This is a genomic window from Nonomuraea sp. NPDC051941 (assembly GCF_044593615.1).
Map to the genome: position 1 here is coordinate 34152 of NZ_JBIUCF010000055.1, position 25643 is coordinate 59794.

Annotated in this window: 24 protein-coding genes; 13 read left to right on the top strand and 11 right to left on the bottom strand. The window is 70.4% G+C overall.

What is annotated here, in order from left to right:
• Nucleotides 1-27: 27 nt before the first annotated feature.
• From ACIHFD_RS55745 to ACIHFD_RS55765, 5 genes are all read right to left on the bottom strand, one after another.
• Nucleotides 28-387 carry a hypothetical protein gene (locus ACIHFD_RS55745; RefSeq protein ID WP_397373837.1) on the bottom strand — a complete coding sequence of 120 codons (360 nt, stop codon included), beginning with the start codon at nt 385-387 and terminating at the stop codon, nt 28-30.
• Nucleotides 387-821, bottom strand: a complete 435-nt coding sequence (locus ACIHFD_RS55750) for a hypothetical protein (protein WP_397373838.1) — start codon at nt 819-821, stop codon at nt 387-389. Before ACIHFD_RS55750 ends, ACIHFD_RS55745 begins: the two co-directional genes overlap by 1 nt.
• A 516-nt stretch (nt 822-1337) precedes the next feature.
• Nucleotides 1338-2069 carry a hypothetical protein gene (locus ACIHFD_RS55755; RefSeq protein ID WP_397373839.1) on the bottom strand — a complete coding sequence of 244 codons (732 nt, stop codon included), beginning with the start codon at nt 2067-2069 and terminating at the stop codon, nt 1338-1340.
• A 311-nt stretch (nt 2070-2380) separates the two neighbouring features.
• The gene (locus ACIHFD_RS55760) at nt 2381-3178 is read right to left on the bottom strand and encodes a methyltransferase domain-containing protein (protein WP_397373840.1); all 798 of its coding nucleotides are present in this window, start codon (nt 3176-3178) and stop codon (nt 2381-2383) included.
• 30 nt (nt 3179-3208) lie between these two features.
• Nucleotides 3209-3616 carry a hypothetical protein gene (locus ACIHFD_RS55765; protein ID WP_397373841.1) on the bottom strand — a complete coding sequence of 136 codons (408 nt, stop codon included), beginning with the start codon at nt 3614-3616 and terminating at the stop codon, nt 3209-3211.
• A 348-nt stretch (nt 3617-3964) separates the two neighbouring features.
• Between ACIHFD_RS55765 and ACIHFD_RS55770 the strand changes: the two genes are divergently transcribed.
• The 10 genes from ACIHFD_RS55770 (at nt 3965) to ACIHFD_RS55815 (ending at nt 15599) form a co-directional block, all read left to right on the top strand.
• Nucleotides 3965-4102 carry a hypothetical protein gene (locus ACIHFD_RS55770; protein ID WP_350733660.1) on the top strand — a complete coding sequence of 46 codons (138 nt, stop codon included), beginning with the start codon at nt 3965-3967 and terminating at the stop codon, nt 4100-4102.
• Nucleotides 4103-4189: 87 nt separating this feature from the next.
• A complete protein-coding gene (locus ACIHFD_RS55775) occupies nt 4190-5194 on the top strand; it encodes an MvdC/MvdD family ATP grasp protein (RefSeq protein WP_397373842.1) in 1005 nt (334 codons plus the stop codon).
• The gene (locus tag ACIHFD_RS55780; protein WP_397373843.1) at nt 5184-6221 is read left to right on the top strand and encodes a TIGR04500 family putative peptide maturation system protein; all 1038 of its coding nucleotides are present in this window, start codon (nt 5184-5186) and stop codon (nt 6219-6221) included. The genes ACIHFD_RS55775 and ACIHFD_RS55780 overlap by 11 nt, the downstream gene beginning before the upstream one ends.
• Before the next feature lie 60 nt (nt 6222-6281).
• Nucleotides 6282-8432: a peptidase domain-containing ABC transporter gene (locus ACIHFD_RS55785; RefSeq protein ID WP_397373844.1), complete on the top strand. Its 2151-nt coding sequence runs from the start codon at nt 6282-6284 to the stop codon at nt 8430-8432.
• Nucleotides 8429-9037, top strand: a complete 609-nt coding sequence (locus tag ACIHFD_RS55790; protein WP_397373845.1) for a DUF6461 domain-containing protein — start codon at nt 8429-8431, stop codon at nt 9035-9037. The genes ACIHFD_RS55785 and ACIHFD_RS55790 overlap by 4 nt, the downstream gene beginning before the upstream one ends.
• Nucleotides 9038-9649: 612 nt before the next feature.
• The gene (locus tag ACIHFD_RS55795) at nt 9650-10885 is read left to right on the top strand and encodes a glycosyltransferase (protein WP_397373846.1); all 1236 of its coding nucleotides are present in this window, start codon (nt 9650-9652) and stop codon (nt 10883-10885) included.
• Between the two features lie 74 nt (nt 10886-10959).
• Nucleotides 10960-13113, top strand: coding sequence for an RNA polymerase recycling motor ATPase HelR (gene helR / locus ACIHFD_RS55800; RefSeq protein ID WP_397373847.1), 2154 nt, complete (start codon nt 10960-10962; stop codon nt 13111-13113).
• A gap of 190 nt (nt 13114-13303) precedes the next feature.
• Complete coding sequence (locus ACIHFD_RS55805; RefSeq protein ID WP_355206873.1) at nt 13304-13723, top strand: helix-turn-helix transcriptional regulator; 420 nt, start codon at nt 13304-13306, stop codon at nt 13721-13723.
• On the top strand, nt 13720-14571 hold the full coding sequence (locus ACIHFD_RS55810; RefSeq protein ID WP_397373848.1) for an ABC transporter permease: 852 nt from the start codon (nt 13720-13722) through the stop codon (nt 14569-14571). Before ACIHFD_RS55805 ends, ACIHFD_RS55810 begins: the two co-directional genes overlap by 4 nt.
• The gene (locus ACIHFD_RS55815) at nt 14568-15599 is read left to right on the top strand and encodes an ABC transporter ATP-binding protein (RefSeq protein ID WP_397373849.1); all 1032 of its coding nucleotides are present in this window, start codon (nt 14568-14570) and stop codon (nt 15597-15599) included. Before ACIHFD_RS55810 ends, ACIHFD_RS55815 begins: the two co-directional genes overlap by 4 nt.
• Nucleotides 15600-15630: 31 nt before the next feature.
• Here ACIHFD_RS55815 and ACIHFD_RS55820 read toward each other — a convergent pair whose 3' ends face one another.
• The 4 genes from ACIHFD_RS55820 to ACIHFD_RS55835 form a co-directional block, all read right to left on the bottom strand.
• Nucleotides 15631-19764, bottom strand: coding sequence for a molybdopterin-dependent oxidoreductase (locus tag ACIHFD_RS55820; RefSeq protein ID WP_397373850.1), 4134 nt, complete (start codon nt 19762-19764; stop codon nt 15631-15633).
• Nucleotides 19765-19944: 180 nt separating this feature from the next.
• Entirely contained in the window at nt 19945-21003 is a 1059-nt protein-coding gene (locus ACIHFD_RS55825) for a threonine aldolase family protein (protein ID WP_397373851.1), read from the bottom strand.
• Nucleotides 21004-21062: 59 nt separating this feature from the next.
• Nucleotides 21063-21350 carry a DUF1905 domain-containing protein gene (locus tag ACIHFD_RS55830; RefSeq protein WP_350733675.1) on the bottom strand — a complete coding sequence of 96 codons (288 nt, stop codon included), beginning with the start codon at nt 21348-21350 and terminating at the stop codon, nt 21063-21065.
• Nucleotides 21351-21369: 19 nt separating this feature from the next.
• Entirely contained in the window at nt 21370-22032 is a 663-nt protein-coding gene (locus ACIHFD_RS55835; RefSeq protein WP_350733677.1) for a rhomboid family intramembrane serine protease, read from the bottom strand.
• 123 nt (nt 22033-22155) lie between these two features.
• Here ACIHFD_RS55835 and ACIHFD_RS55840 point away from each other — a divergent pair, with 123 nt between their 5' ends.
• On the top strand, nt 22156-22686 hold the full coding sequence (locus ACIHFD_RS55840) for a DUF4240 domain-containing protein (protein ID WP_397373852.1): 531 nt from the start codon (nt 22156-22158) through the stop codon (nt 22684-22686).
• A gap of 4 nt (nt 22687-22690) precedes the next feature.
• Here the strand turns inward: ACIHFD_RS55840 and ACIHFD_RS55845 are convergent, their stop codons facing one another.
• Nucleotides 22691-23338 (bottom strand): LuxR C-terminal-related transcriptional regulator, encoded by a 648-nt coding sequence (locus tag ACIHFD_RS55845; protein ID WP_397373853.1) that lies wholly within the window; start codon nt 23336-23338, stop codon nt 22691-22693.
• Nucleotides 23323-24564 (bottom strand): sensor histidine kinase, encoded by a 1242-nt coding sequence (locus ACIHFD_RS55850; RefSeq protein WP_397373854.1) that lies wholly within the window; start codon nt 24562-24564, stop codon nt 23323-23325. The genes ACIHFD_RS55845 and ACIHFD_RS55850 overlap by 16 nt, the downstream gene beginning before the upstream one ends.
• Nucleotides 24565-24753: 189 nt before the next feature.
• Between ACIHFD_RS55850 and ACIHFD_RS55855 the strand changes: the two genes are divergently transcribed.
• A complete protein-coding gene (locus ACIHFD_RS55855; RefSeq protein WP_397373855.1) occupies nt 24754-25170 on the top strand; it encodes a hypothetical protein in 417 nt (138 codons plus the stop codon).
• Nucleotides 25171-25207: 37 nt separating this feature from the next.
• Nucleotides 25208-25642 (top strand): signal peptidase I, encoded by a 435-nt coding sequence (gene lepB, locus ACIHFD_RS55860; protein WP_397373856.1) that lies wholly within the window; start codon nt 25208-25210, stop codon nt 25640-25642.
• Nucleotide 25643 lies beyond the last annotated feature (1 nt).

Sequence of the window (25643 nt, forward strand, 5' to 3'; positions counted from 1 at the left end):
CTACTCGCGCCGGATTCGCGTCGGCGGTCAGACGGGGATGAACAGCGCCTCGAACGGCGGGTCGCCGACGCCGGCCGTGACGTGCCCCATTCCTGTGGTGTCGGCGGCGAGTACGAGGTCGCCGGGACCGAAGCGACGCCGGCCGCCGTCGCTGACCGTCACCTCGATCACCCCGCGCAGCATCACCACCCACTGCTCACGTGGCGCCGGGTGCGCGGTGCTGTCGAACGCGGCACTGCGCAGGAACTGCACGCCATCTCTCGACGGCAGCCCGCCGACGGCCATGGCCGGGACCCCGTCGGCCACCTGCCGGTGTTCCAGTGCGATCTCGCCGTCCTCGAACGCTGATCCGCCGTCCTCCGTGCGGGTGATCCTGGTGAAGCGCATCAACTCACTCCGATGAACTGGTGGTCGGTACGGATCCGCCCATCGCTGTCCAGGGCGAGGATGTCCAGGCCGCCGCCGACGGCCTGTCCCGTGTGGGCCGACACCATCGACCACCGGATGCCGAGCACGTTGGACATGAGGAGGGACGCCTCTTCGGCGCACTCAAAAAGGTGCTCGCCCGACGCGACGAACATCTCGTACGCACGGGTCACCCTGGCGTTCAAGGCGTCGTGACCCCGGACTTCCAGCGGCGGCACCGGAAACGCCAGCCCCGCGGCGGCCTCACGGATCTCCTGCGGCGGGTCGACCAGCACCTGGACCCCGTCGAGCGCCCACATTTCGCGGATGAGCGCGGCCCGCGCGGCCGGATCGGGTTCGTTCCACTGGGCGACGTATCGGTCGGCCCATTGCTTGATGTCGAGTGGGTTGCTCATGCACAGCAGTGTGCTGATTCCCCCGCGCCACCGCGATTCCCTGCAGGGAATCGCGCCGCTGCCGGTTCGGGCAGGTGGGTGGCTTCGTGGCGGAGGGCGTCGGGCATGCGGGAGGCATGGTTCTGCCGGGCTGTGCCTCTGGCGTGCGTCGGTTTTGTCCTGCGAGGCCTGTACATGGATGCGCGCCAAGCGGAGTTGCGCCGCGGTCCGCCGCCGCTGCCGTCCGGCTACTGCGCCGAGTACAGCGGTGGAGACAGCGACTGCCCTGGAGGATGAGTCGTCGACGCCGGCCTGCCACTCCGAACTCCGCCGGCTCGGATGACGCCAAGCGAAAATGCCGTGGCAAAATAATTGCCACGGCATTTTGTCACCCGCGTTTTCGGGCGGCCGAGAGCGATTTCGACTCAATCGCCGATCACAGTGCCAGGGGATGCCCTCGGTCTCGACGGAGGACGTCGTCGCCGAGCTCATCTCCAGGCGGGCCTTCTCACCTTGGTTCGTACCGTGCGTTACGACTTACCAGTCGTGGTGGTGGTCAAACTTGTCGTGGTCGAACTTCTTGTCGTGCTCGAACTTTCTGTCGTGCTCGAACTTCTTGTCGTGCTCGTTCTCGTCGTGCTCGAACTTCTTGTCATGCTCGGACTCGTCGTGCTCGAACTTCTTCTCGCGCTCGGCCTCGTCGTGCTTGAACTTCTTGTCATGCTCGAACTTGTCGCGGTCGAACTTCTTCTCCTGCTCGAACTTCTTGTCATGGTCGAACTTGATGTGGTCGATCTTGACGTGGTCGAACTTGAAGCGATCGGACTTCTTGTCGCGGTCGAACTTCTTGTCGCGGTCCATCTTCTCGCGGTCGAACTTCTTGTCGTGCTCGAACCTGTCGCGGTCGAACTTCTTGTCGTGCTCGTTCTCGTCGTGCTCGAACTTCTTGTCGTGCTCGTTCTCGTCGTGCTCGAACTTCTTCTCATGTTCGAACTCGTTGTGCTCGAACTTGTCGTGATCGAACTTCTTGCCGTGCTCGAACTTCTCGTCGTGGTCGTGCTTGTCCTCGCGGCCCCACCAGAGGACGTCGCACACGCCCCACTCGCTCGCGCAGTTCGCGGCCGGCTGCGTCGGGACGTAGCCCACGCTCGCGCTCGCCACTGCCTGGCCCAGCGGAACGAACATGAGACCGGTGGCCGCAGCGGCCAGAGCCAGCTTGGCGATACGGGCGCTGCGCGGCGTCGGCAAATGCCGAATTTCAGTATTCACGTGCTCTCGTTTCCATTCATGGATAAATCGACGCGAAATCCGACGCCCACATCTCGGTAGGCATTCAGACAGAAGCGTACATACCCGCAAGGATTATCTCATTCACCTCAATGAACCCCAATAACCCGTCAAATTCGATACCTTTAAAGAAGGCGTCGTCGCACAAATATTTTGGCGTTTCTTTGCATGTCGTGAGACATGCCATGACGCTGGTTCCGATTAATTCACATTTGCGGATACTCGGCGATTTTCCGTCCAGAACGGCGCCACCCGCGGGCGGACGGCGGAACCGCCCGGAGTCTCGGCGTAGTTCACTCCGGGGCGCGTCCCCAGGCCGACACCATCGGCGCGGTCGCCAGGTCCATGCCGCCGGCCGCCACGTTGGCCAGGTGCCGCTCGACCTCTTCCTCGGTCGCGTGGCCGCCGGCGACCAGGCCCTCGCGGATGTGCGCGATGGTCGCCGTCTCCAGCAGGTCGCAGGCGGGGGAGGCGATCGGGAAGTACGCCTCGGCCGCCACGTCGACCAGCCCGGCGGCGCGGAGCAGCCCGGGGAGCCGCCGTCCGTACGCGAGGTCGGCGCCGCGCCCGGCCAGCATCGCGCGGAACCCGGCACGGATCCGGTTGGCCGGCCGCTCACGCTCCCCCTGCTCGTACGGGGAGCTCAGCGGTTGCAGCGCGGGGTCGGCGTCCTCGAGAAGGAGCCGGCCGCCGGGCTTCAGCGCCGCGACCATCGACCGCAGGGCACGTTCGCGGTCGGCGACGTGCACCAGCACCAGGCGCGCGTGCACGAGGTCGAACGCCTCATCGGGAGGGTCGGAACGGGCGACGTCATGCCGGCGTACCTCCACCACCGGGCCGGCCGCATCACGGATCCAGGAGACGTCGATGTCGGTCGCCAGGACGCGGCCCGTGGGACCGACGCGCTCGGCCAGCCCTCGCGGGACGGACGGCCCCCCGGCGCCGACCTCCCAGCACCGCCACCCGGGCTCGATGCCGAGGCTGTCGATCCGCCGGAACGTCGGGGGATCGAAGATGGCCGACAGCGCCGCGAAACGCACCCCGGCCTCGGCCCGCGCGTTGTCGAGCAGGTAGCCGGCCTCATCCGTCATGGACCGATGATGCACCACTCCGAGCGCGGGTCATCGTGACGTGGCGAGGCGATCCCAGACCAGGCGCTGCCGTTCCGCCGACAGGCCCTGGCCCGTCATGGCCCGATGCAACAGGTCGAAGTCGCACCCCTGCGCGCTCATGTGGTCGAGGAGGGGTTCGTAACGGTCGGCCCTGTCCCGTACGAGTTCCGTCGCCAGCCGTAATTCCAGACGAACCGCGGGAACCTGGTGCGAGCCACATGCGATCCACACGCAGTGCTGCCATGGGCCGCGACCGACGCATTCCATCGCGTCGGAGTCGGTCTGCCTCTCGACGGTGCTCATCTCCACCTTGACCCCGTGCACCTCGTACCTGGCGAAGTATTGCGCGGACGCCGGAATCCACGAGGCGGCGTGAAGGCAGGGGAACGAGGCGAGCGCGGCACCGAACTCATCCACCTCCTCTCGCCGCGCCACCAGGAGGTCGATGTCCCCGACAGGAAGCTGAACCCCCTGAAGGAGAGCCGCGCTCGTGCCCCCAGGCGGTAAGCGATGTCGGCACCCGCGGCTCGCATGGCCGTGAGCACCGTGTCCAGCGCCGCAGTGATGTCCGCCGCTCGAAGAGACGTTCCGCCGTTGTCCATGGCGAGCAGCCTAAGAGCGCGAGGACGCGGGATGTCAGTCGTGCTGACCTGCGTTCGCAGTCAGCTTCAGCCGCCTTTGCAGTGGATCACAAGTCGTGATCGCCACGATCACTCGCAGGGTCGTAGATCACGGCCCTGCGCAACCAGAAGGGGGGTGAACAGCATGCTGAACATCGAGGACCTTCCCGCCGGTGTCTCCGAGCTCGACGGCGAGGAGCTGGAGGTGATCGCGGGCATGGAACCGGACTGGAGCACCTATCTCTGCACCGCCAGCCAGAAGGGCGACTGCTGGAAGACGTGATCCGACCGCGATGACCGCGGCCCGGTGAGCAGCGGGGAGCCCGTCAAGCGGCTCCCCGCTGTTGCGACAGCAAAGGACCGAACGACTGTGTTATTGATCATCAGCAGCCACCGCGACGACTCGATACACGTCGTGCTGCCCAAGCTGCGCGAGCGCGGCGTGCCGCTGCTGTGGTGGGACGAGGCCGACTATCCCGGAGCCTCCACCCTCACCACCAGCTGTCTCGACGGCCGCTGGCGCCAGGTGCTGACCTATCGGGGCGAGACGTACGACCTGTCGAAGGTGAGCGCGGTGTGGGACCGGCGCCCCGACCGGCCGTCCGCGCTCGAGGTTCCGGAGCCGTCGCAGCGCGCCTTCGCCGAGCACACGGCCAAGATCGCTGTCACCGGCGCGTACGACCTCATGGTCGGGGCCCGGTGGATGCCCGCGCCGCCGCAGTACACGGCGGCCGTCGACAACAAGCTCCTGCATCTGTACCGGGCCGCCAAGCTCGGGTTGACCGTGGCCGACACGGTGGTGACCAACGATCCCGAGGTCCTGGTGCCGCTGTGGAACCAGGCCGGCGGGCGGATGATCACCAAGACGCTCGGATTCCACCCGTTCACGCTGGACGGGGAGGCTCGTCACCTGTTCACCGCGACGGTGCCCAGGCGGCGGCTGACCGGGCGGCACCGGCTCCGGCACGGCCCGGCGATACTGCAGCCGAACCTGCCCAAGGCGTACGAGCTGCGGGTGACCGTGGTGGGCGAGCAGGTGTTCGCCGCCCGCATCGACTCCCAGACCTCGCGGCTCACCACCGTGGACTGGCGGCACTACGACGACACCAAGGTGGGCTACGCGGCCTACGACCTCCCGCAGGACATCGCCGACCGATGTGTCCGGCTGGTGGCCGGGCTGGGCCTGAGCTTCGGCGCGCTGGACTTCATCGTGACCCCGGACGGCCGGTACGTCTTCCTGGAGCTCAACGTCAACGGCCAATGGGCCTTCGTCGAGCTGCGTACCGGCATGCCCATCAGCGATGCCATCGCCGACTGGCTCACCACCGCCACCACCACCGGCCCCGATTCAAAGGACTCCGCCGATGCCCACTGACCAGCGCACTGCCGTCCGTACCTCCTTCGCCGACGACCTCGCCGGGGCGGTCGCGCTCCTGCGGGGGTTGCCGACCGCGCAGGACCAGGTGGGCGAGGCGCGGCGGCGCGCGCGTGACTGGGCCGCCGCGCGGCCGCACCTGCGCGCCCAACTGGTCGTCGACGAGCCGCCGGGGACGACCCGGGTCGGTTACGACCTGCTCCTCGACCACCCCGAGGGCGGCACCGTCGCGCTGTCGGCCGAGGCGGAAGACGGCGTCCCGTGGCTGGTGGACCACTCCACCCACTGGGCGGCGGCCAACGTCCTCAGCGTGGACGGGGTCGGACTGTCCATCGCGGTGGCGCTGTCCACCATCCGCGCCCTGGGCGTGCGCGACCAGCAACTCCACGAGCGGCTGGTGGACCACCGCATCCTGCTCAACGAGCTGGAGGGCGCCCTGCAGTCGCCGACCGAGACCGAGATCCAGGCGGCCGCCGACGAGTTCCGTCGCCGCCGTGGGCTCACCGGCAAGGCGCAGACGCTGGAGTGGCTGGCCGAGGCGGGCATGTCGCCGGAGATGTTCCGGACCCACGCCCGTACCCAGGCGATCATCGCCCGCATCCGCTATCGCTTCGCCGGCGAACCCGCCCGCCGCCACCTGGCCGAGCACCCGGAGGACTTCACGATGCGGCGCGCGGTGTGGGTGACCGGTCCCCACGCCGACGAGCTGCGCGCCCTGTCGGAGGGGCCGGTGCAGGACTTCGCGGCCCGTTCCCTGGCCGCCCTCGAACGCCCCGGGCACAGACTGCAGCTGCACGCCGCCACCACGCTCACCCCGCGTCTGCCCGAGCCCCTGCGGACGGCGGCCGAGCGAACGGCGATCGGGCCGGTCCCCTACGAAGGCGGCCATCTGGCCGGGGCGGTCCACGAGGTCGTCCCGCCCGACCCCGGCGCGCCGGAAGTGCTGGAAGCAGCGCGGGACGCGGCCCTCCAGGAGTGGCTGGACGAGCGGCGGCGTACCGCGGAGATCCAGTGGTTCTGGCTCTGAGCGCGATCGGGCGGATGTGACGGTGAGGGAAATGGCGTACCGGATCGGGGAGGTGCGGTGGTGAGACGCCGCGTGCCGCTGCGGATGCAACTGGCCCGCAGTGACTGCGGCGCCGCCTGCCTGGCCATGGTGCTCAGCGCGCTGGGCCGCCGCACGGGCCTGGCGGAAGTACGCGAGCACCTGGCCGAAGGCGTGGACGGGGTGAGCCTGCGCGAGATGATCCAGGCCGGGGCCCGCTTCGGGCTGCGGTTACGGGCCTGCCGCGCCCCGATCGACACCCTCCACGCGCTGCCCGCGCCGTTCATCGCCGTGTGGGAGAACAACCACTTCGTCGTCGTCGAGCACATCGGCCCACGCGGCGCCACCGTGATCGATCCGGCGCGGGGCCGGCGGAGACTGTCGCAGCAGCAGTTCCAGGCCGGATACTCCGGCAAGGTCCTGCTGGCCGACGCCCCCGCCGGGCTCACCCCCGCCGCCCGGCCCCGGCCCTGGCGCGTGCTGCGCCCGCTGCTGGCACCCGCGCTGGCCAACCGGGGGCTGATCGTCGCGGTGCTGCTGACCTCGCTGACGGCGCAGCTGCTCGGGCTGGCCGTGCCGCTGTTCACCAAACTCGTGGTGGACCGGCCGGTGGCGATGGACGCGACGACGCTGGCGGCCGCCGCGCTGTGCGTCGTGCTGGTGTACGGGCTGACGTCCTGGACCCGCGCCCGGATGCTGATCCGGCTGCAGACCTCGGTGGCGGCCGAGGGGATGCGCGCACTCGTCGGCCACACGCTGGCGCTGCCGTACCGCTTCTTCCAGCGCCGCTCCAGCGGCGACCTGCTGAGCCGGCTCAGCGGGGTGGCCATGCTGCGCGATCTGCTCACCGAACAGTCGCTGGCCTTCCTGTTCGACCTGGCCACCGCGGTGACGTACCTGACCCTGCTCATCCTCGCCGCGCCCGGGCTCGGGCTGGTGACGCTCGCGGCGGCGGCGTTGCAGGCCGGTGTGGTCCTGGCCACCGCCCGCCGCGGCATGCACCTGGCCTTCGCCGCCCTGCACACCACCGCCGCCACCCAGGCCACCATGGTCGACAGCCTGGCCGGCATCGAGGCGATCAAGGCCTCCGGCGGAGAGGCGGCCGCCGCGGACCGCTGGCGCGTCCACCACGAGGAGGAGCTGACCACCGGGGCGGCCCGGGACCGGCACGTGGCCGCGGTCCAGACCGCCACCACCACCCTGCAGATCGCGCTCCACCTGAGCCTGCTGGTGACCGTGTTCGCCTCGACCTCCGGGACGCTGGGCGACCGGCTCGCCCTGGTGTCCCTCGCCGTCGCCGCGACCACGCCGCTCGCGTCGCTCCTGGGCATCGTCTACCAGCTGCAACTGGCCGCCGCACACCTGGGCCGCATCGCCGACCTGATGGGTACGCCGCAGGAGCGCATCGGCGGCGTCCGTCCGGACGGCGGGCTGCGCGGCAGCGTCACCGTCACCAAGATCAGCGTCGGCTACGACGCCCGTACGCCGGTGCTCCGCGACCTCTCCCTGCGCATCCCGGCCGGCGCGCGGGTCGCCATCGTCGGCGCGTCGGGATCCGGCAAGACCACCCTCGGCCGTACCCTCATCGGCCTGACCGAGCCGACCGCCGGACAGGTCCGCTTCGACGACATCCCGCTGCAAGAACTCGACCGGCAGTGGCTGCGCCGGCAGGTGGGCGTGGTCACCCAGCAGCCACACCTGTTCTCCGGCACCATCGCCGCCAACATCGCGGGCTTCACCCCCGTCAACCACCAGGCGGTCGAGCACGCCGCCCGCCTGGCCGAACTCCACGACGAGATCGTGCGCCTCCCGCAGGGCTACGACACCAACGTCGGAGAGGGCGGTACGCGCCTGTCCGGCGGCCAGCGCCAGCGCCTGGCGCTGGCCCGTGCCCTGGTCCACCGCCCCCGCATCCTGCTGCTGGACGAGCCCACTGCGGCGCTGGACGCGGTCACCGAGGAACGCATCCGCCGCAACCTGCTCAGGCTCGGCCAGACCCAGGTCATCATCGCCCACCGGCTGTCCACGATCCAGGACGCGGACCTGATCGTCGTACTGCACCGCGGCCAGATCATCGAGGCGGGCACCCATCACCAACTCATGACCCACGACGGCCACTACGCCTACCTGGTGCGGCACCAGCACCGGTCGCCCGGCCCTCAACGCCCGTTGACACGGCTCGTCGTGCCATGATCACCGCGTTACGGCTCCTCGCGGAAGGCGGACGAATGAGCGGTGCCACGGCATTGACCTACGAATGGCTTCGAGAGGAGTTCACCGATGGCACCGGGGAGACCTGGCTCTCGGCCGGCTTCGTGCGGGATGTGTCCCCTCGGGAGGCTTTGCGGCGGATGGGTGTCACCCCGTGTTCGGTGGCTGAGTTGTCCGTATGTGGGGTCGCGGCCTATGCGGCCGCCGGCGGAACCGTCCTGGTCGAGTCCGGCTGGATGAGGGCCATCTACGACCAGGCTGGCCTGCTGTCCGTAGGCACGGTCGCAGCCGCGGTGTTCATGACCATCAAGAACGACGGCTTCACCTACTGCGTCGACGGCCGATCAATCACCACGTTCGGTCTGTACGCCTACTCTCTCCGGAGAGGTTCCGACCCCGACCGGCTCCAAGCGGAGGTCGACGCGCTCGACATGGATTTTGACGGTAACCAGCCTGATGTCCCTGATGATCCGGTCTCCGGCGCTCTCGCCCTCGCCGAACGCGCCACGGGCGTCCACCTGTCTCCCGCTCGTTATGCCAGGCCGGCCTTGATCGGATCCACCGACCACCTTTTCGTCAATCGCTGACCCGCCTTGCTCCTGAAGATCCGAATTGCTTCTCCACTTCTCGTCCGGTGGCCTCGGCAAAGGTTTCGTGGGCGGTTGCCGGGGCTATTCTGGAGCGGTGGACGCAGCTGAGGCCAGCGGGCACTTATGGCGTGACAGCAAGTCGCATGGTGATTCTCTCGTGCTCGACAGGAACGTGCTGGCCCAGTTGATCGAGTACGACGCCGATCCCTTCGAGGTCGAGCTTTACGAGTGGGTGTCCGACCCGCAGGTGCGTCTCATAGATCGGGCTCGGCGCTCCTATACCGGCCAGTACAAACGGCGCCTACGCCGCCTGCGAGACCGTACGAAGCGTAGTTACACGCGTGATCGTTCTGCTGGGCATGATCCCGTAGTTCACGACGCAGGAGTGTAAGGGCGTCTGCCCGGACGGCTGCAACGGTGAGCAAGATGATGCAGTTGCGCAGGACGTACAGGTTCGGGCGCCGACTGTGGCGGGCGATGAAGGGGAAAGGGGAGACCCGCGCCTTTCCACTCTCAACGTATAGCGCACCGGGGGGCTTGCCACAAGACCCGGGTCATGCCGCAGAATCGTCCGCCGAGGCCAGAACCTGCGGAAATGGGGGACGCGAAGTGCGTGTGGTGTTGTCGACGTACGGGTCGCGCGGGGACGTCGAACCGATGGCGGCACTCGCGGTGCGGTTGCGGGAGCTCGGCGCGGAGGTGCGGGTGTGCGCGCCGCCGGACGAGGAGTTCGCGCAGCTGTTGGCCGGGGTCGGCGTGCGGCTGGTGCCGGTCGGTCAGTCGGCGCGTGCGCTGACGACCGCGGCGCCGCCGCCGTCATCCCTGCCTGAGCGCGCGGCCGAATTGATCGCCGGCCAGTTCGACGCGGTCACCGCGGCGGCCGAGGGGTGTGACGTGCTGGTGGCGACCGGCATGATGCCGGCCGCCGCCGGTGCGCGGTCGGTGGCCGAGAAGCTGGGCATCCCTTCCGTGTTCGTGACCTTCCAGCAGCTCACCCTGCCGTCGCCGCACCGCCCGCCGCTGGCCTATCAGGGCCGGCCGTTCCCGCCGGAGGTGACCGACAACCGGGTGCTGTGGGACCTGGACGCCCAGAGCATCAACGCGCTGTTCGGTGCGGCGCTCAACACCAGCCGGGCGTCGAACGGCCTGCCACCGGTGGACGACGTTCGCGACTACGTCATCGGCGACCGGCCGTGGCTGGCGACGGACCCGGCCCTGGACCCGTGGCAGGGGATGCCGGAGCTCGACGTCGTACAGACCGGCGCGTGGATCCTGCCGGATACTCGCCCGCTCCCGGCCGAGCTGGTGGCGTTCCTGGAGGCCGGCGAACCGCCGGTGTACGTGGGCTTCGGCAGCATGCCCATGCACGCTTCCAAGGACGTCGCCCGGGTGGCCATCGAGTCGGTCCGGGCGCAGGGCCGCCGCGCGCTCGTCAGGCGCGGCTGGGCCGACCTGGCCCTGATCGACGACCGGGACGACTGCTTCGTCGTCGGCGAGGTCAACCAGCAGGCGCTGTTCGGCCGGGTGGCCGCGGTCGTGCACCACGGCGGCGCGGGCACGACGACGACGGCCGCGCGGGCCGGCGCGCCTCAGGTGGTGGTGCCCCAGGCGACGGATCAGCCGTACTGGGCGGGTCGGGTGGCCGAGCTGGGCATCGGCGCGGCACACGACGGTCCGGCTCCGACCGCCGAGTCCCTGTCGGCCGCGCTCAGGACGGCTCTGGCCCCCGAGACCCGGGTACGAGCGACTGCCGTGGCCGGCACGATCCGCACCGACGGGGCGGCGGCGGCCGCGAAGCTGCTGCTCGACATGGTCAGCCCGGAAAGGCGGTCCGCATCCGCGTGAACCCCGGCGACCGGGTTTGTCACGCCGGTCCAGACGCCGACCTTCGCAAGCGACCTCACATCGGAGCTGATGACGTGAATCCCCTGACCACCGGCGTGTTCGACCTGCCCGAGCATCTTGCCCCCAAGGCCGACCCGGCGCTGATCGCCGGCGATGAGCGGCACTTCGCGGCCATCGCGGAGAGCCTTGAGCAGTCGATCTCCGAGCTGTCCGACCGCCTCGACGCCGAGCGCAAGGCGCCCGGCGGAAAGGGGCGGGCTGCGCTGGACCGGGACCTGGAGATCCACCGGCTCTCCGCCCGCCTGCGCGCACTGCGTCGCTTCGGTCTGGACCTGTGCCTCGGACACATGGTCAGCGCGGACGACCCCGAGCCCGTGTACATCGGACGACTCGGCCTCACGGACAGAGAGGGCCGCCGGCTGCTGCTCGACTGGCGTTCCCCCGCGGCCGAGCCGTTCTTCGGAGCCACCCACGGGAACCCGATGGGTCTGGCGAGCCGCCGCAGGTACCGCTGGACCCGCGGCCGGATCAGCGACTACTGGGACGAGGTGTTCACCTCGGACGGGTTCGAAGGGCACCACGCCGCGCTCGACGACCAGTCCGCCTTCATCGCCAGCCTGGGCAGCAGCCGGTCGCCACGGATGCGCGACGTGCTCGGCACCATCCAGGCCGACCAGGACGCCATCATCCGCGCGGGATCCAGCGGCGCTCTCGTCGTCGACGGCGGTCCGGGTACGGGCAAGACCGTCGTCGCCCTGCACCGCTCCGCGTATCTCCTCTACTCCGATCCCCGCCTCGGTCACCGCCGGGGTGGCGTGCTGTTCGTCGGTCCGCACCAGCCGTACCTGGCCTACGTCGCCGACGTCCTTCCCAGCCTCGGTGAGGAGGGCGTACAGACCTGCACCCTGCGGGACCTCGTCGCCGAGGGAGCCACGGCGGCGACCGAGACCGACCCGGACGTGGCCCGCCTGAAGTCGTCCGCGAACCTGGTCAAGGCGATCGAGCCGGCCGTCAGGTTCTACGAGAACGCGCCCACCAAGGGGATGACGGTCACGACCCACTGGTCCGACATCTGGCTGAGCCCCGAGGACTGGGCCGAGGCGTTCGAGGCGGCGGAGCCCGGCACCCCGCACAACGAGGCGCGCGACCAGGTCTGGGAGGAACTGCTCACGATCCTGGCGGACAAGCACGACAACGAGGACATCTCACCTGACCTGCTCCACAAGTCGCTGCTGCGGAACAGGGAGCTGCTCACGACCTTCAACCGCGCGTGGCCGCTGATCGAAGCGGCCGACCTCGTCGGAGACCTGTGGTCGGTACCCGCCTACCTGCGGATGTGCGCCCCCTGGCTCAGCCCCGACGAGGTCCGGCGGTTGCAGCGCGCGGACGCCCAGGCCTGGACGGTGTCCGACCTGCCACTCCTGGACGCGGCGCGGCAGCGGCTCGGCGACCCGGAGGCGGCGCGGCGCAAGCGGCGGCAGGAGGCCTCCGTCGCCGCCGAACGCGAGCGCATGGCCGGCGTCGTCGACAACCTGCTCGAGGCCGATGACGACGGTGAAGGCGCGGTGACGATGCTGCGCGGACAGGACCTGCGGGACGCCCTGGTCGACGAGAACGCATCACCCGGTATCGAACCGGACCAGCTCGCCGGCCCGTTCGCGCACATCGTCGTGGACGAGGCTCAGGAGCTGACCGACGCGGAGTGGCAGATGCTGCTGCTCCGGTGCCCGTCCAGGAGCTTCACCATCGTCGGGGACCGGGCCCAGGCCAGGCACGGGTTCACGGAGTCGTGGCAGGAACGGCTGGAACGGGTCGGGCTCGACCGCGTCAACCTGGCGTCCCTGAGCATCAACTACCGTACGCCGGAAGCGATCATGACGGCGGCCGAGCCGGTCATCCGGGCCGCGCTCCCGGACGCCAACGTGCCGACCTCCATCCGCAGCACCGACGTCCCCGTCGTACACGGGTCTGTTTCGGAGCTGAGCTCGATCCTCGACACCTGGCTCGCCGCGCATGTCGACGGGATCGCCTGCGTGATCGGCGACCCCACGTTCCAGGGGACGTCCCGCGTGCGGTCGCTGACTCCGGAGCTGTCGAAGGGGCTGGAGTTCGACCTGGTCGTTCTCGTCGACCCGGAGGCGTTCGGCGAGGGCATCGAAGGAGCGGTCGACCGTTATGTCGCGATGACCCGAGCGACCCAGCAACTGGTCATCCTCACGAGCTCCTGATCTCGGCTCCGGGGCGAGGCCAAGGTAGGACACCTCACGTGGATGAGCGCTGGATGACTCGTGGATCGGCCGAGATGACGGCGGGGCGGGTGGTCTGGCCGGCGAGGCCGGCGATGATCGTCTCGGCGCGGTGGATGCCATGGCAGAACCGTACTTGGGCTCGAATGTGCGAAAGGTATGGTGAGGGCCTATGACGACGTTTCGGATCAGCGAGGCCGCGGCGCTGCTCGGGGTCAGCGCCGACACCGTCCGCCGGTGGGTGGACGCGGGGCGGCTGGCGGCCGAGCGGGACGAGCACGGTCATCGCCAGGTGAACGGCGCCGACCTGGCCGCCTTCGCCCGGGCCCAGGTCGAGGAGATCGAGAGCGGCAGCCGTTCCTCGGCGCGTAACCGCTTTCGGGGGATCGTGACCGAGGTGATCCGGGACGCGGTGATGGCGCAGGTGGAGATCGCCGCCGGGCCGTTCCGGGTGGTGTCGCTGATGAGCCGTCAGGCCGCCGACGAGCTCGGCCTGGAGGCGGGGGTGGTGGCGGTCGCCGTGATCAAGTCCACCAACGTCGTCGTCGAGATCCCCGGTCATGAGCGCGTGAGCAGCAGCCAGTCCGCATGACCGATCCCGAGCGCGCCGACCGGGCGGACCTGAAAGGCGGGTCCGCCGGTCGCCCGGGCCGTCGGGCTTCCGGGCGGCTGCCGTGGATGCTGGTCGTGCCCGCGCTGGTGGGCCTGGCCTTCCTGGTGCTGCCGCTGGCCGGGCTGCTGATCCGCGCGCCGTGGGGGACGCTGCTGGAGCGGCTGGCCGAGCCGCAGGTGCTGGAGGCGTTGCGGCTGTCGCTGGTGTGCGCGACCATCGCGACGGCTCTGTGCCTGGTGCTCGGGGTGCCGCTGGCGTGGCTGCTGGCCAGGGTGGACTTCCCGGGGCGGCGGGTGGTGCGGGCGCTGGTGACCGTTCCGCTGGTGCTGCCGCCGGTGGTGGGCGGTGTGGCGCTGCTGCTGGTGCTGGGGCGGCGCGGGCTGGTCGGGCAGTGGCTGGAGTCGTCGCTGGGGATCACGCTGCCGTTCACCACGGCGGGGGTGGTCGTCGCGGAGGCGTTCGTGGCGATGCCGTTCCTGGTGATCAGCGTGGAAGGCGCGCTGCGCGGCGCCGACCGGCGCTTCGAGGAGGCGGCCGCCACGCTCGGCGCCTCGCGCTGGACCGTGTTCCGGCGGGTGACGCTGCCGCTGATCGCGCCGGGTGTGGTGGCCGGGGCGGTGTTGTGCTGGGCTCGGGCGCTGGGGGAGTTCGGCGCGACGATCACGTTCGCGGGCAACTTCCCGGGCACCACCCGTACGATGCCGCTGGCCGTCTACCTGGCGCTGGAGACGGAGCCGGAGGCGGCGATCGTGCTCAGCCTCGTCCTGCTGGCCGTCTCCGTGATCATCCTGGCCAGCCTGCGCGACCGGTGGGTGAGCAGCCCATGACGCTGCAGGCCCATCTGGTGGTCTCCCGGCCCGCCTTCACCCTCGACCTCGCGTTCGAGGTGGCCGCGGGCGAGGTGGTGGCCCTGCTCGGCCCCAACGGGGCGGGCAAGACGACCGCGCTGCGCGCCCTGGCCGGGCTCGTCGCGCTGTCCGGCGGCGAGATCGTCCTGGACGGCCGCGACCTGCACCCGCTGGCCGCCGAGCAGCGTCCGATCGGCATGGTCTTCCAGGACTACCTGCTCTTCCCGCACCTGACGGCGCTCGACAACGTCGCCTTCGGGCCGCGCTGCCAGGGCGTCCCCAAGGCCGAGGCCCGCCGCACGGCCGCCGTCCTGCTGGAACGGGTCGGCCTGGCCGACCGGGCCGCCGCCAAGCCGCGGCAGCTGTCCGGCGGGCAGGCCCAGCGGGTCGCGCTGGCCCGGGCGCTGGCCGTACGGCCCAGCCTGCTCCTGCTGGACGAGCCGCTGGCCGCCCTCGACGCCCACACCCGGCTGGAGATCCGCTCGCACCTGCGCCGTCACCTGGCCGACTTCGACGGCGCGACCGTCCTGGTCACCCATGACCCCCTGGACGCGATGGTGCTGGCCGACCGGCTGATCGTCATCGAGAACGGCGCCGTCGTCCAGCAGGGCACCCCGGCCGTGGTGGCCCGGCACCCGCGTACCGACTACGTGGCCCGCCTGGTCGGGCTCAACCTGTATCGGGGTCTGGCCGACGGGGCGCGGGTCAAGGTCGGCGAGCTGCTGCTGCACACCTCCGAACGGCTCGACGGGCCCGCGTTCGTCGCCTTCCCGCCCGCCGCCGTCGCCCTCTACCGGACGCGTCCGGACGGGAGCCCGCGCAACCTGTGGGAGGCGCGCATCGAGGGCATCGAACGGCACGGCGACAACGTACGCGTCCACCTCGACGGGCCGATCACCGCCTTCGCCGACATCACCCCCGCCGCCCTGGCCGACCTCGACCTGACGCCCGGCCAGCAGATCTGGGCCTCGGTCAAGGCCGGCGAGACCCACGCCTACCCGGCGTGATCGAGCCGAGCTGTGCCGATCAGGGCCGCCTTCAGTACACGTCCCTTACGTAGCGCTTCGCCGCGGCGAGCTGCTTGACGTACGCGGTGGCGTCGTCGGGGGCCAGGCCGCCGTGGCGGGCCGCGATGTCGCGCAGGGTCTGGTCGACGTCCTTGGCCATCCGGGCGGCGTCGCCGCACACGTACACGTGCGCGCCCTCCTGCAGCCAGCTCCACAGTTGCACGCCGTGCTCGCGCATCCGGTCCTGCACGTAGACCTTGGCCCGCTGGTCGCGGGAGAAGGCCAGGTCCAGGCGGGTCAGCAGGCCGTCCTCGTGCAGCGCGGCCAGTTCGTCGCGGTAGTAGAAGTCGGTGGTGCGGCGCTGCTCGCCGAAGAAGAGCCAGTTGCGGCCGCGGTGGCCGAGGGCCCGGCGTTCGTCGAGGAAGCCGAGGAAAGGAGCCACGCCGGTGCCCGGGCCGATCATCACCATGGGGGCGCCGGGGTCGGCGGGCGGCCGGAAGTGCTTGGTGGGCTGGACGTGCACGGGGACGGTGGTCTGCTCGGGGCTGTCGGCCAGGTACGCCGAGCACGCGCCGCCCCGCGTCGTGCCGCGCGGGTTGCGGAAGCGCACCACCGAGACCGTCAGGCTGATCCGGTCGGGGCTGGTGAGCGGGCTGGAGGAGATGGAGTACAGGCGTGGTTGGAGCCGTTTGAGCGCGTCGGTCCACTCCTGGGCCGTGGCGCGCACGGGGAGCTCGGCGAGCACGTCCACGGCCTGGCGACCCCACACCCATTTGTCCAGCTCGCCCTTGTTGCCGGGGCGCAGGAGCCGGGCGAGGTCGCGGTCGTGGGTACGTTCGGCGACGAACTTCAGCAGGCCAGGGGTGATCTTGGTGATGTCGAGGTGGCGGTACAGGGCCTCGCGGAGCGGCAGCGTGCCCAGGCCGGGCAGCTCGACGGTGTCGGCGGGGCTGAGGCCGGTGCCGGCCAGCCATTCCATGACCAGGTCCAGGCTGTTGGCGGGCAGCACGCCGAGGGCGTCGCCCGCCTGGTAGGTCAGCTCGCCGCCGGTGTCGAAGGTGAACTGGCGAACCTCTTTGGCCGAGCCCGGCAGGCTGAGCAGCCGGTTCGCCGTCAGCGTCGCGGTGAAGGGAGTGGCGCGGGTGCCGGACGGCATGGCCGTCGTCGGTTCGCTCCGCGCCGGTCCGGGATCGGTAAGGGTGGACAGGAGCTGGTTGAGCCAGTCCAGGGCGCGTTCGTGCTCGTCCGGCTCGCAGTCGACGCGTGGCGCGAGGCGGAGCGCGCCGAGCTCCTCCAGGCGCCGGTCGAGGCGCCGGCCGTGGCCGCAGAAGTCGTCGTAGCTGGAGTCGCCGAAGGCGAGGACGGCATAGCGTACGCCGTCGAGCCGTGGCGCTCCGGGCTCGGCGAGCGCGTCCCAGAACGCGGTGCCGTTGTCGGGGGCCTCGCCGTCGCCGAACGTGCTGGAGATGATCAGCAGGTCCGCGTCAGGCGTCAGGGCCTGCGGGGCGCAGTCGTCCATGCTGACCAGGCGGGCGCTGCGGCCGGCGCCCGCCAGCCGCTCGGCGCTGGCGGCGGCGAACTCCTCGGCGTTGCCCGTCTGCGAGGCCCACAGGATGACGATCTCGCGTGCCGGGATCTCCGGCTCGGCGGGCGCGGGCTCCGGTTCGGTGGGCTTCCGCGCCGGGCGGACGATGCGGGAGAAGGCGCCGGCCAGAGCCCCGTTCACCCACACCGCGTGGTCCGGCGCGAAGGGCGCATGACCCGGCAGCACCGGTACGTCCGCTCCGTCGAGCGGGGTGCTCGCCAGGCCGGACAGGAATCCGGACAGATAGCGGCGTTCCGATGGGGAGAGCTCCGGCGGGGTCATGTCGGCGAGCCCGAACAGGCCGCGCAGCGCGCCGACGGCGACCGGCGCCCGCACCTCCTCGGCGGTCGCGGCCGTACGAACGTCGGATGCCGGGGCGGCCGCGGTGGGGTCCGGGGCGACCTTGGCGAGGGAGACCGCGCACACCTTCAGCTCGGGCTGGAAGGAGATGGGGTCGACGGCGTCGCTGGTGACGGCGTTGACGCTGAGGTACTCGCCGAAGAGATCGTTCCAGTGGAACGGCGCGAACAGGTTGCCCGGCATGACCCGGTCCGTCACCACCGCCGGCAACACGGCCCGCCCGCGCCGGGAGGAGACCGTGACGAGGTCGCCCTCGCCGATGCCGTGCTCGGCGGCGTCGGCCGGGTTGATCTCCACGAACGGGCCGGGGTTGAGCTTGTTCAGCTTCGCGATCTTGGCCGTCTTGGTGAGCGTGTGCCACTGGTGCTGCACCCGCCCGGTGTTGAGCACGTACGGGAAGGTGTCGTCGGGCAGCTCGGCGGCGGGCAGGTGCGGACGCGGGAAGAAGACGGCCCGGCCGTCGGGGGTGGCGAAGGCCAGCCGCGGGCCGCTGCCGTCCTCGCGCGTGAGCGTCTCCTGGCTGCGGCCGTCGTTGAGGTAGCGGACCGGGTTGCGCTCGCCGGAGCCGGGCGGGGCGGGCCACTGCACGGGGGTTTCGCGTAGCCGGTCGTACGTCACGCCGCGCAGGTCGTACCCGGTCGCCGGGTTCCACGCCCGCTTGATCTCCTCGAACACCTCCTCCGCGCTCGAATAGGAGAAGCCGTCCTCGAACCCCATCTCGCAGGCGACCCGGGCGATGATCATCCAGTCGGGCAGCGCCTCGCCGACCGGATCGACGGCCTGCCGGAGCAGGGTGAGGTTGCGCTCGGAGTTGATCATCACGCCTTCGGTCTCGGCCCACAGGGCGGCGGGCAGGACCACGTCGGCGTAGGCGTTGGTCTCGGTGGCCGCGAAGACGTCCTGCGTGACGACGAACTCGGCGGCCTCCAGGCCCGCGATCACCGTCCTGCGGTTGGCGACGCTGGCCACGGGGTTGGTGCAGATGATCCAGCACGCCTTGATCTCGCCCTCGGCCATCCGGGAGAACATCTCGATCGTGCCCTGCCCGACGTCGGTACGCAGCGTGCCGGGCGCGAGGCCCCACAGGTCCTCGACGAACCGGCGGTCCTGCTCCACCAGCACCGAGCGCTGCCCGGGCAGGCCGGGGCCCATGTAGCCCATCTCGCGGCCGCCCATCGCGTTCGGCTGGCCGGTCAGCGAGAACGGGCCGCTGCCCGGCCGGCAGATCGCGCCCGTGGCCAGGTGCAGGTTGCACAGCGCGTTGGTGTTCCAGGTGCCGTGGGTGCTCTGGTTGAGCCCCATCGTCCAGCAGCTCATCCACTCGCCGGCCTCGCCGATCCACCGGGCCGCCTGGCGCAGGTCGGCCTCGGGGATGCCGGTGAGCTCGGAGACCTTGGCGGGCGGGTAGTCGAGCAGGAAGCCCGGCATGGCCTCCCAGCCGCGGGTGTGCTCGGCGACGAACTCCTCGTCGACGTGCCCGTTCTCCACCAGCAGGTGCAGCAGCCCGTTGAGCAGGGCCAGGTCCGTGCCGGGCCGGATCTGCAGGAACAGGTCGGCCTTGGCGGCGGTGGCGGTGCGCCGCGGGTCCACCACGATCAGCTTGGCGCCGGCCTTGACCCGGTCCATCATGCGCAGGAACAGGATGGGGTGGCAGTCGGCCATGTTCGCGCCGATGACGAAGAACACCTCGGCGCGCTCGAAGTCCTCGTACGAGCCGGGCGGGCCGTCCGAGCCCAGCGACAGCTTGTAACCGCTGCCCGCGCTGGCCATGCACAGCCGCGAGTTCGACTCGATCTGGTTGGTGCCGACGAACCCCTTGGCCAGCTTGTTGGCCAGGTACTGGGCCTCCAGCGTCATCTGCCCGGACACGTAGAACGACAGCGCGTCGGGCCCGTGCTCGTCCAGGATCGCGCGCAGCCGCCGGGCGGTCGACGTGATCGCCGCGTCGACGCCGCTCTCCTCCGGCTGTACGCCCCTGGCGGGCCTGACGAGCGCGCGTTCCAGCCGGCCCGGGGCGGCGAGCATGTCGGCGCTGGTCGCCCCCTTGGTGCACAGGCGGCCGGCGTTGGCCGGATGGCTCTTGTCGCCGGCGACCTTGACCACCCGCCGCCGCCCGTCCGCGCCCCGGGCCACGTCCAGGACGATCCCGCACCCTACGCCGCAGTAGGAGCAGACGGTCTTCACACGCGCGATGGCGTTGCTCGGGTCTGTCGCCGTCATCGGCCCTTCCCCTTCGACAGGGCCTGAACGACGTTCCCTCTCCGTGGGCGCGCCGCAGCCGCACCGGGCAGATCCAACGCGCAAAACGTAAGAAACAGGCGTTACGCGGATGTCACAGCAGCCGACCGCCGCCGGTTACATCCGCATCACCGCCGATCCCCGCCCGCCACACGCCCAGGGTCACGAGGCGGCGCGGGCGAGCACGTCGCGGATGAGGGCGACCACCTCGCCGGGGGTGAACTCCATGGCGTTGTCGCCGACGCTGATCTCGAAGCTGCATCGGCTCGGGCCGGGCGCGGAGCGGACCCGTCCCCAGAGCTGGATGCCGCGTTCGGCGAGGATCTCCTCGCCGGCCCGCTCGACGGCGCGCCTGGGAGCCGGCAGGTGGATGTGGAACAGCGGCGTCTGCGGGGGATCGGGGTAGGCGTGGGCGGCGCCGTCGGCGTTGACGGCCGCCGCGATGGCGACGGCGTGCTCGTGGTAGGCGGGCATGCGTGCGGCCAGGGTGTCGAGGCCGACGAGGGCGGCCAGGGCGAGCGGCCAGGCGTCGCGGATGCCGCCGCCGAGCCGCTGGCGCCACACCCGGGCCGCGTCCACCGTGGCGGTGTCGGCGGCGAGCACGGCGCCCCGTACGCCCTGCAGGCTCTTGTAGAGCGAGACGTAGACCGTGTCGAAGAGGGCGGCGATCTCGTCGAACGGCCGGCGATAGTACGTCTGGGCCTCCCACAGCCGGGCGCCGTCCAGGTGCGCGGCGGCGCCGGTGGCCCGTACGAGGGCGACCTGCTCGCACAGGTCCTGCCATTCCGGAAGCAGGCCGCCGAGGTCGCGCTGCGGCAACTCCCAGACGACCGCCGCGAGCGGCTCGCCCGTCGCCCGCAGATCGTCGGTGGTCATCAGCTCGTGCGGGTCGCCGGTGCGGCGCATCCGCAGGCCGTGGACGGCGTTGTAACCCTGCTCCTCCCAGACGTCGAGATGCGATTGCGGGTGCGCGGCGAAGGTGCGGCGCCCGCGCCGGTCGGCGTGCAGGCGCAACGCGACCTGCTGGGCCATCGTCCCGCTGGGGAAGAACAGGGCGCTTTCCTTGCCGAGGAGCTCGGCCAGCCGCCGCTCCAGCACCGCTACGGGGCCGTCAGGGCCGTCCGGCGGGGTGTCGTCGTCCACGAGCGCCAGCATCTGCTCCAGCATCACTCGTGGCGTACGCCGGATCGGCGCGTGCAGGAACAACGACCGTCGGATCATCTGCATATCCTTCGCTATTGCGACTATTTCGCAATAGTAGCCGCCGGCGCCCGGATGGGTCAGAGGTCAACGGTCAGGCGAACGGTCACCACGTCCCCCACGTCGAGCCCTTCGGCCTTGCGCACCCCCGCCTTCACCGGCACGATGTAGCGCCCGTCCTTCGGGAACAGCGACGTCTTCCACCGGGTCTCCCGTATCTGGGCCGTGACCGGGATCATGCCCCAGCCATAGCTCACCGCGCCGGCGGTCGTCTCCAGATCACGGCACTCCTCGTCCGGAACGGTGATGAAGTGCCAGGGCGCCGGCCCCCTCCAGAACCACATCTCACTGCTGAACTCCACGTTCATCGATCCAGGATAGGAGCCGTCAAAGCCCGAGATCGTCCAGCTCCTTCAGCAGCGCGCTTCGAGGGCTCTGCTGCGGTGGGGCTGACGGCGTGCGCCGGGACCGGCCGCGTTCGCGGAATATCCAGCCGCCCGCCAGGCCGCCGGCAAAGCCGAACAGGTGAGCCTGCCAGCCGATCCCCTCCTGGGGCAGCAGGCCGGCGAACTGGTAGGCGAAGCACAGGGCCATGACCACGCCCACCACGATGTCGATGAGATGCCGGTCGAACGCGCCGCGCACCAGGATGTAGCCGAAGTAGCCGAAGACGACACCGCTCGCGCCCGCCCCGGTGGCGTCGGGGCTGGCGGTGAACCAGGCGCCGAGACCGCTGACCAGGATGATGAGCCCTGTCACGCTGAGGAACTTGCGCACGCCCCGATAAGCGGACAGGAAGCCGAAGATGAACAATGGCCCCGAGTTTCCCTCGATGTGCGCCCAACTCCAGTGCAGGAACGGCGCCGACACGATGTCGGGCAGGCTCGCGGGGTTCCACGCCTGGATCCCGTACTCGTAACTCAGCGTGTAGCCCGATGCCCAGTTGGCGATCTGGATCGTCCAGATGACGGCCAGCGCTCCGACCATCACCCATAACGCCTTGCGCGCCTCAGCGATCATGATCTCGGCCGTAGGGCCTTTGGCTTCCACGTGATTCCTCCTGAGCGTCCGTGCCTTTTCCGGGAATCAGTATCGGGGCCATCGATCACGAATTCGGCAGCAGCCGCCTTGTGCGGTGGACGGCATTGCGGCTCGGCGTTCAGAATGCCGATCATGACGCGTGACGACTTCTGGGCGATCCTCGCGCAATGCCCCCCGCCGGCAGGCCCCGACGACGACTGCGACGCACTTGTCGCAAGGCTCGGCCGATTGTCGCCGCCGGAGATCGTCGCGTTCGACCAGCACCTCACCGACCTCCGCCTCGCAGCGCATCGCCTCGACCTGTGGGGAGCCGCGTACCTCATCAACGGCGGCTGCTCCGACGACGGCTTCGAATACTTCCGCTGCTGGCTGGTCGGCCAGGGACGTCGGACCTACGAGGCCGCACTCGACGATCCGGATTCCCTGGCGGATTGCCAGCCCGCCCGCAGGAGCATCCTCGACGATTCGGACGAGTGCGAATGCGAGAGCTTCATGTACGCCCCCGGCAAGGCTTACGAGCGCATCACCGGCCAAGAACTCCCTGAGGTCACCGGGGAGTATCCGAGGCTCGGGGAAATGTGGGACTTCAGCGATGTCGAGGAGATGCGCCGCCGTTACCCACGACTGTCCGCGCTGCTCGACGAGGCTGACGCGCTCGCCTAAGGCGTCAGGGCTTGTTCAGGTAAGTGAGTACGGCGAGGACGCGGCGGTTGTTGTTGTCGTCATCGGTGATGCCGAGTTTGCCGAACATGGAGGTCGTGTACTTGCTGACAGCGCTCTCACTGAGAAAGAGCCGCCGGCCGATGGCCTGATTGGACAATCCCTCGGCCATGAGGCCGAGCACGGAGTATTCGCGTTCGGTGAGCTGTCCGAGTCGTCGGTCCGAGGACCCGCTGGACAACAATTTGGCGATGACCGCCGGGTCCATGGCGGTCCCGCCGGTTGCGACGCGTTCGAGGGCGTCGATGAACTGATCGGCGTCGAACACGCTCTCCTTGAGGAAATAGCCGATGCCGCCGGCGCCGTCGGCCAGGAGTTCGCGGGCGTACAACTGCTCGACGTGCTGCGAAAGGATCAGGACCGGCAGCCCCGGCACTTCGCCGCGGGCGGCGAGGGCCGCCCGCAGGCCCTCGTCGGACTGGGTCGGCGGCATGCGGACGTCGACGACGGAGACATCGGCCCGCCACCTCAGCAGCGCGTCGAGCGTCTCGGGCCCGGTGGTCGCCGTCGCCACCACCTCGTGCCCGTACGCCTGGAGCAGGCGGACCATCCCGTCGCGCAGGAGGTAGAGGTCTTCGGCTACAACGATTCGCATGGCACGACCATCCTCACACGCGTCGGACCGCCCGCCGGACTGGTGATCTCCACGGTGCCGTCGAAGACCGCCAGGCGCCGGCGCAGCCCCGCGAGTCCGCCCCCGGCGCTCACACTCGCCCCGCCCCGGCCGTCGTCCTCGACGTCGACGGCGATGCCGGTCTCGTCACGGGTGATCGAGATCCGTGCCCGGGTCGCGTGGGCGTGCTTGACGGCGTTGGTCAGGAGTTCGGCGACTCCGAAGTACACGGCGGACTCGATCGGCGGGTCCAGACGCAGCTGAACGCCGGCGCTCACGGCCACGTCGAGCGGGCTGTCCAGGGCGAGAGCGCGGACGGCGTCGACGAGCCCGCGCTCGTTCAGCACCGGCGGGCTGATGCCCCTGACCAGCTCGCGCAGCTCGTTCAGGGAGGTGGCGGCGCCCACCCGCGCGTCCCGCAGCAGCGTCCTGGCCTGGTCGGGGTCGGTCTCCATGAGTTTCTCCGCGGTCGCCAGGGAGAGCCCGAGCGCGACCAGGCGTGCCTGCGCTCCGTCGTGCAGGTCCCGCTCGATCCGGCGGATCTCGGCGGCCTGCGCGACCGTGGTGTCCGCGCGCTGGGCCGTCAGCTCATCGACCCGGTCCGCCAGCGTCATCGCGGGCGACGGGCGCAGGAAGCGGACGGCCACCGGTACGACGGGCCGCCAGGCGTACGGGGCGGCGGCGACCGCCACGACCAGGCCGAGCATCCCGACGAGGAGCGACGACCGGCTGAACCCGAGGACCGCCGCCACGGCTCCGGCCGGCGGGACGGCGGCGACCACACCCGCGGTGAGCGGCGCGATCGCCGTGAACCGCAGGTCGCGCCAGAAGCCGGGATCTCTCCACCGGGTCCGCCACTTCTGGTCCATGAGGGCGTCGCGTTTGGTGCGCTCGTAGCTGAAGCCGTTCCACCAATATCCGGTGGACAGCTGCGTCACCGGCGCGGCCTGCCGATCTCCGGCGGGGATGACGGTGCCCGTCCACTTCGCGACGACGGCGCGGACCATCCGGCTCACCGGGCGCGCCAGCGCGAGCGTGCCGATGCACGCCCACACGAACGGCACTGTCCCCGACCACGGGTCCCCGCTCCACCACCAGATCCACAGCGCCACGGCGGCGGCCCACACGGCCGGGACCGGCATGGTGACGGCCACCACCACGCAGGCACGCACGAACCCCACGCAGGCGCTCCACACCCACTGTCGCATGATTCTTCCTTCTCACTTCACGACCACGGCTTGGTGTCTTCACTGTGCACCGCGCCGGAGCCGCTCCCCGCCGGATCGGCCCTGAAGTGGGTCTGGACCCACCCAACCGTACGTCCAGCCCCATACCGCCCCATCCATGCCCTCCCTAGCGTGATCACCACTCCAAACAACGCAAGGGATGAAACGGACATGGAATCCTTCGGCAAGGTCAAGATCCTCGTCGCCGCCTACGGCGCGCTCAGCGCCGCCGTGCTCGCCACGGTCGCCGTCCTCGCGATCGGCGGTCAGACGGTGACCTCGTTCATGTGGGGCCGGTCGGCGGGGGTGCTCGCGAGCGCCGCGGTGACCTACTGGCTGACGGTCCTCGCCGCACGGGGAGCCCGGTGGGCCTATCTGCGTGTACGCGTCATCTCGATCGTCATGCCGGTCGCGATCGTCGCCGTCGACATGATCCCAGGCATCTGCCCGATGTGGTTCGCCACGATGCAGGCGGTATGTGCCCTCCCCATCGCCGCGGTCGGGTTCGTCGTCAACGGATCCAGCCTGCGCGCCGCCTTCCCAGCGGTTGACAGGGTGCGGAACCAACGGCGATCCTCAGCCGGATAAAGATCAATATTTCCCTGGGGCGGCGGTGGAAAAGCGGATGAAGCTGATCAGCATGGGATTGCTCGCCGGTGTGCTCGCGGCGGCGGCCGGCGCCTTGGTGGCCCGCCGGCGCTACGTGGTGGTCACCGTCGAGGGGACGAGCATGGCTCCGACCCTGCACGACGGCGACCGGGTGCTGGTCCGGCGGCGCCGGATCGGCGAGGTGGCCAGGGGCGATGTCGTGGTGCTCGAACCTCCGTCCGACCCACGCGTGGGGATGGACGGCACGCGCTGGAACATCAAGCGCGCCGTCGCCCTGCCGGGTGACCCGGTGCCGCCGGACGTGGACGGCGCCGCGGAGCGCGTGCCCGCGGGTGCGCTGGTGGTCTACGGCGACAACCCCCGCAGCGTCGACTCGCGGCAGCGCGGTTTCTTCCCGGCCGATCGCCTGCTCGGGGTAGCGCTGCGCCGGCTGGGCGGGTCTGCCCTGTAGG

Excerpts from the sequence above, each read along its gene's own strand:
- ACIHFD_RS55745 (WP_397373837.1), bottom strand. The coding sequence starts at position 387 with ATGCGCTTCACCAGGATCACCCGCACGGAGGACGGCGGATCAGCGTTC.
- ACIHFD_RS55750 (WP_397373838.1), bottom strand. The coding sequence starts at position 821 with ATGAGCAACCCACTCGACATCAAGCAATGGGCCGACCGATACGTCGCC.
- ACIHFD_RS55760 (WP_397373840.1), bottom strand. The coding sequence starts at position 3,178 with ATGACGGATGAGGCCGGCTACCTGCTCGACAACGCGCGGGCCGAGGCC.
- ACIHFD_RS55770 (WP_350733660.1), top strand. The coding sequence starts at position 3,965 with ATGCTGAACATCGAGGACCTTCCCGCCGGTGTCTCCGAGCTCGACGGC.
- ACIHFD_RS55780 (WP_397373843.1), top strand. The coding sequence starts at position 5,184 with ATGCCCACTGACCAGCGCACTGCCGTCCGTACCTCCTTCGCCGACGAC.
- ACIHFD_RS55790 (WP_397373845.1), top strand. The coding sequence starts at position 8,429 with ATGATCACCGCGTTACGGCTCCTCGCGGAAGGCGGACGAATGAGCGGT.
- ACIHFD_RS55805 (WP_355206873.1), top strand. The coding sequence starts at position 13,304 with ATGACGACGTTTCGGATCAGCGAGGCCGCGGCGCTGCTCGGGGTCAGC.
- ACIHFD_RS55810 (WP_397373848.1), top strand. The coding sequence starts at position 13,720 with ATGACCGATCCCGAGCGCGCCGACCGGGCGGACCTGAAAGGCGGGTCC.
- ACIHFD_RS55815 (WP_397373849.1), top strand. The coding sequence starts at position 14,568 with ATGACGCTGCAGGCCCATCTGGTGGTCTCCCGGCCCGCCTTCACCCTC.
- ACIHFD_RS55820 (WP_397373850.1), bottom strand. The coding sequence starts at position 19,764 with ATGACGGCGACAGACCCGAGCAACGCCATCGCGCGTGTGAAGACCGTC.
- ACIHFD_RS55825 (WP_397373851.1), bottom strand. The coding sequence starts at position 21,003 with ATGATCCGACGGTCGTTGTTCCTGCACGCGCCGATCCGGCGTACGCCA.
- ACIHFD_RS55830 (WP_350733675.1), bottom strand. The coding sequence starts at position 21,350 with ATGAACGTGGAGTTCAGCAGTGAGATGTGGTTCTGGAGGGGGCCGGCG.
- ACIHFD_RS55840 (WP_397373852.1), top strand. The coding sequence starts at position 22,156 with ATGACGCGTGACGACTTCTGGGCGATCCTCGCGCAATGCCCCCCGCCG.
- ACIHFD_RS55845 (WP_397373853.1), bottom strand. The coding sequence starts at position 23,338 with ATGCGAATCGTTGTAGCCGAAGACCTCTACCTCCTGCGCGACGGGATG.
- ACIHFD_RS55850 (WP_397373854.1), bottom strand. The coding sequence starts at position 24,564 with ATGCGACAGTGGGTGTGGAGCGCCTGCGTGGGGTTCGTGCGTGCCTGC.
- ACIHFD_RS55855 (WP_397373855.1), top strand. The coding sequence starts at position 24,754 with ATGGAATCCTTCGGCAAGGTCAAGATCCTCGTCGCCGCCTACGGCGCG.
- lepB (WP_397373856.1), top strand. The coding sequence starts at position 25,208 with ATGAAGCTGATCAGCATGGGATTGCTCGCCGGTGTGCTCGCGGCGGCG.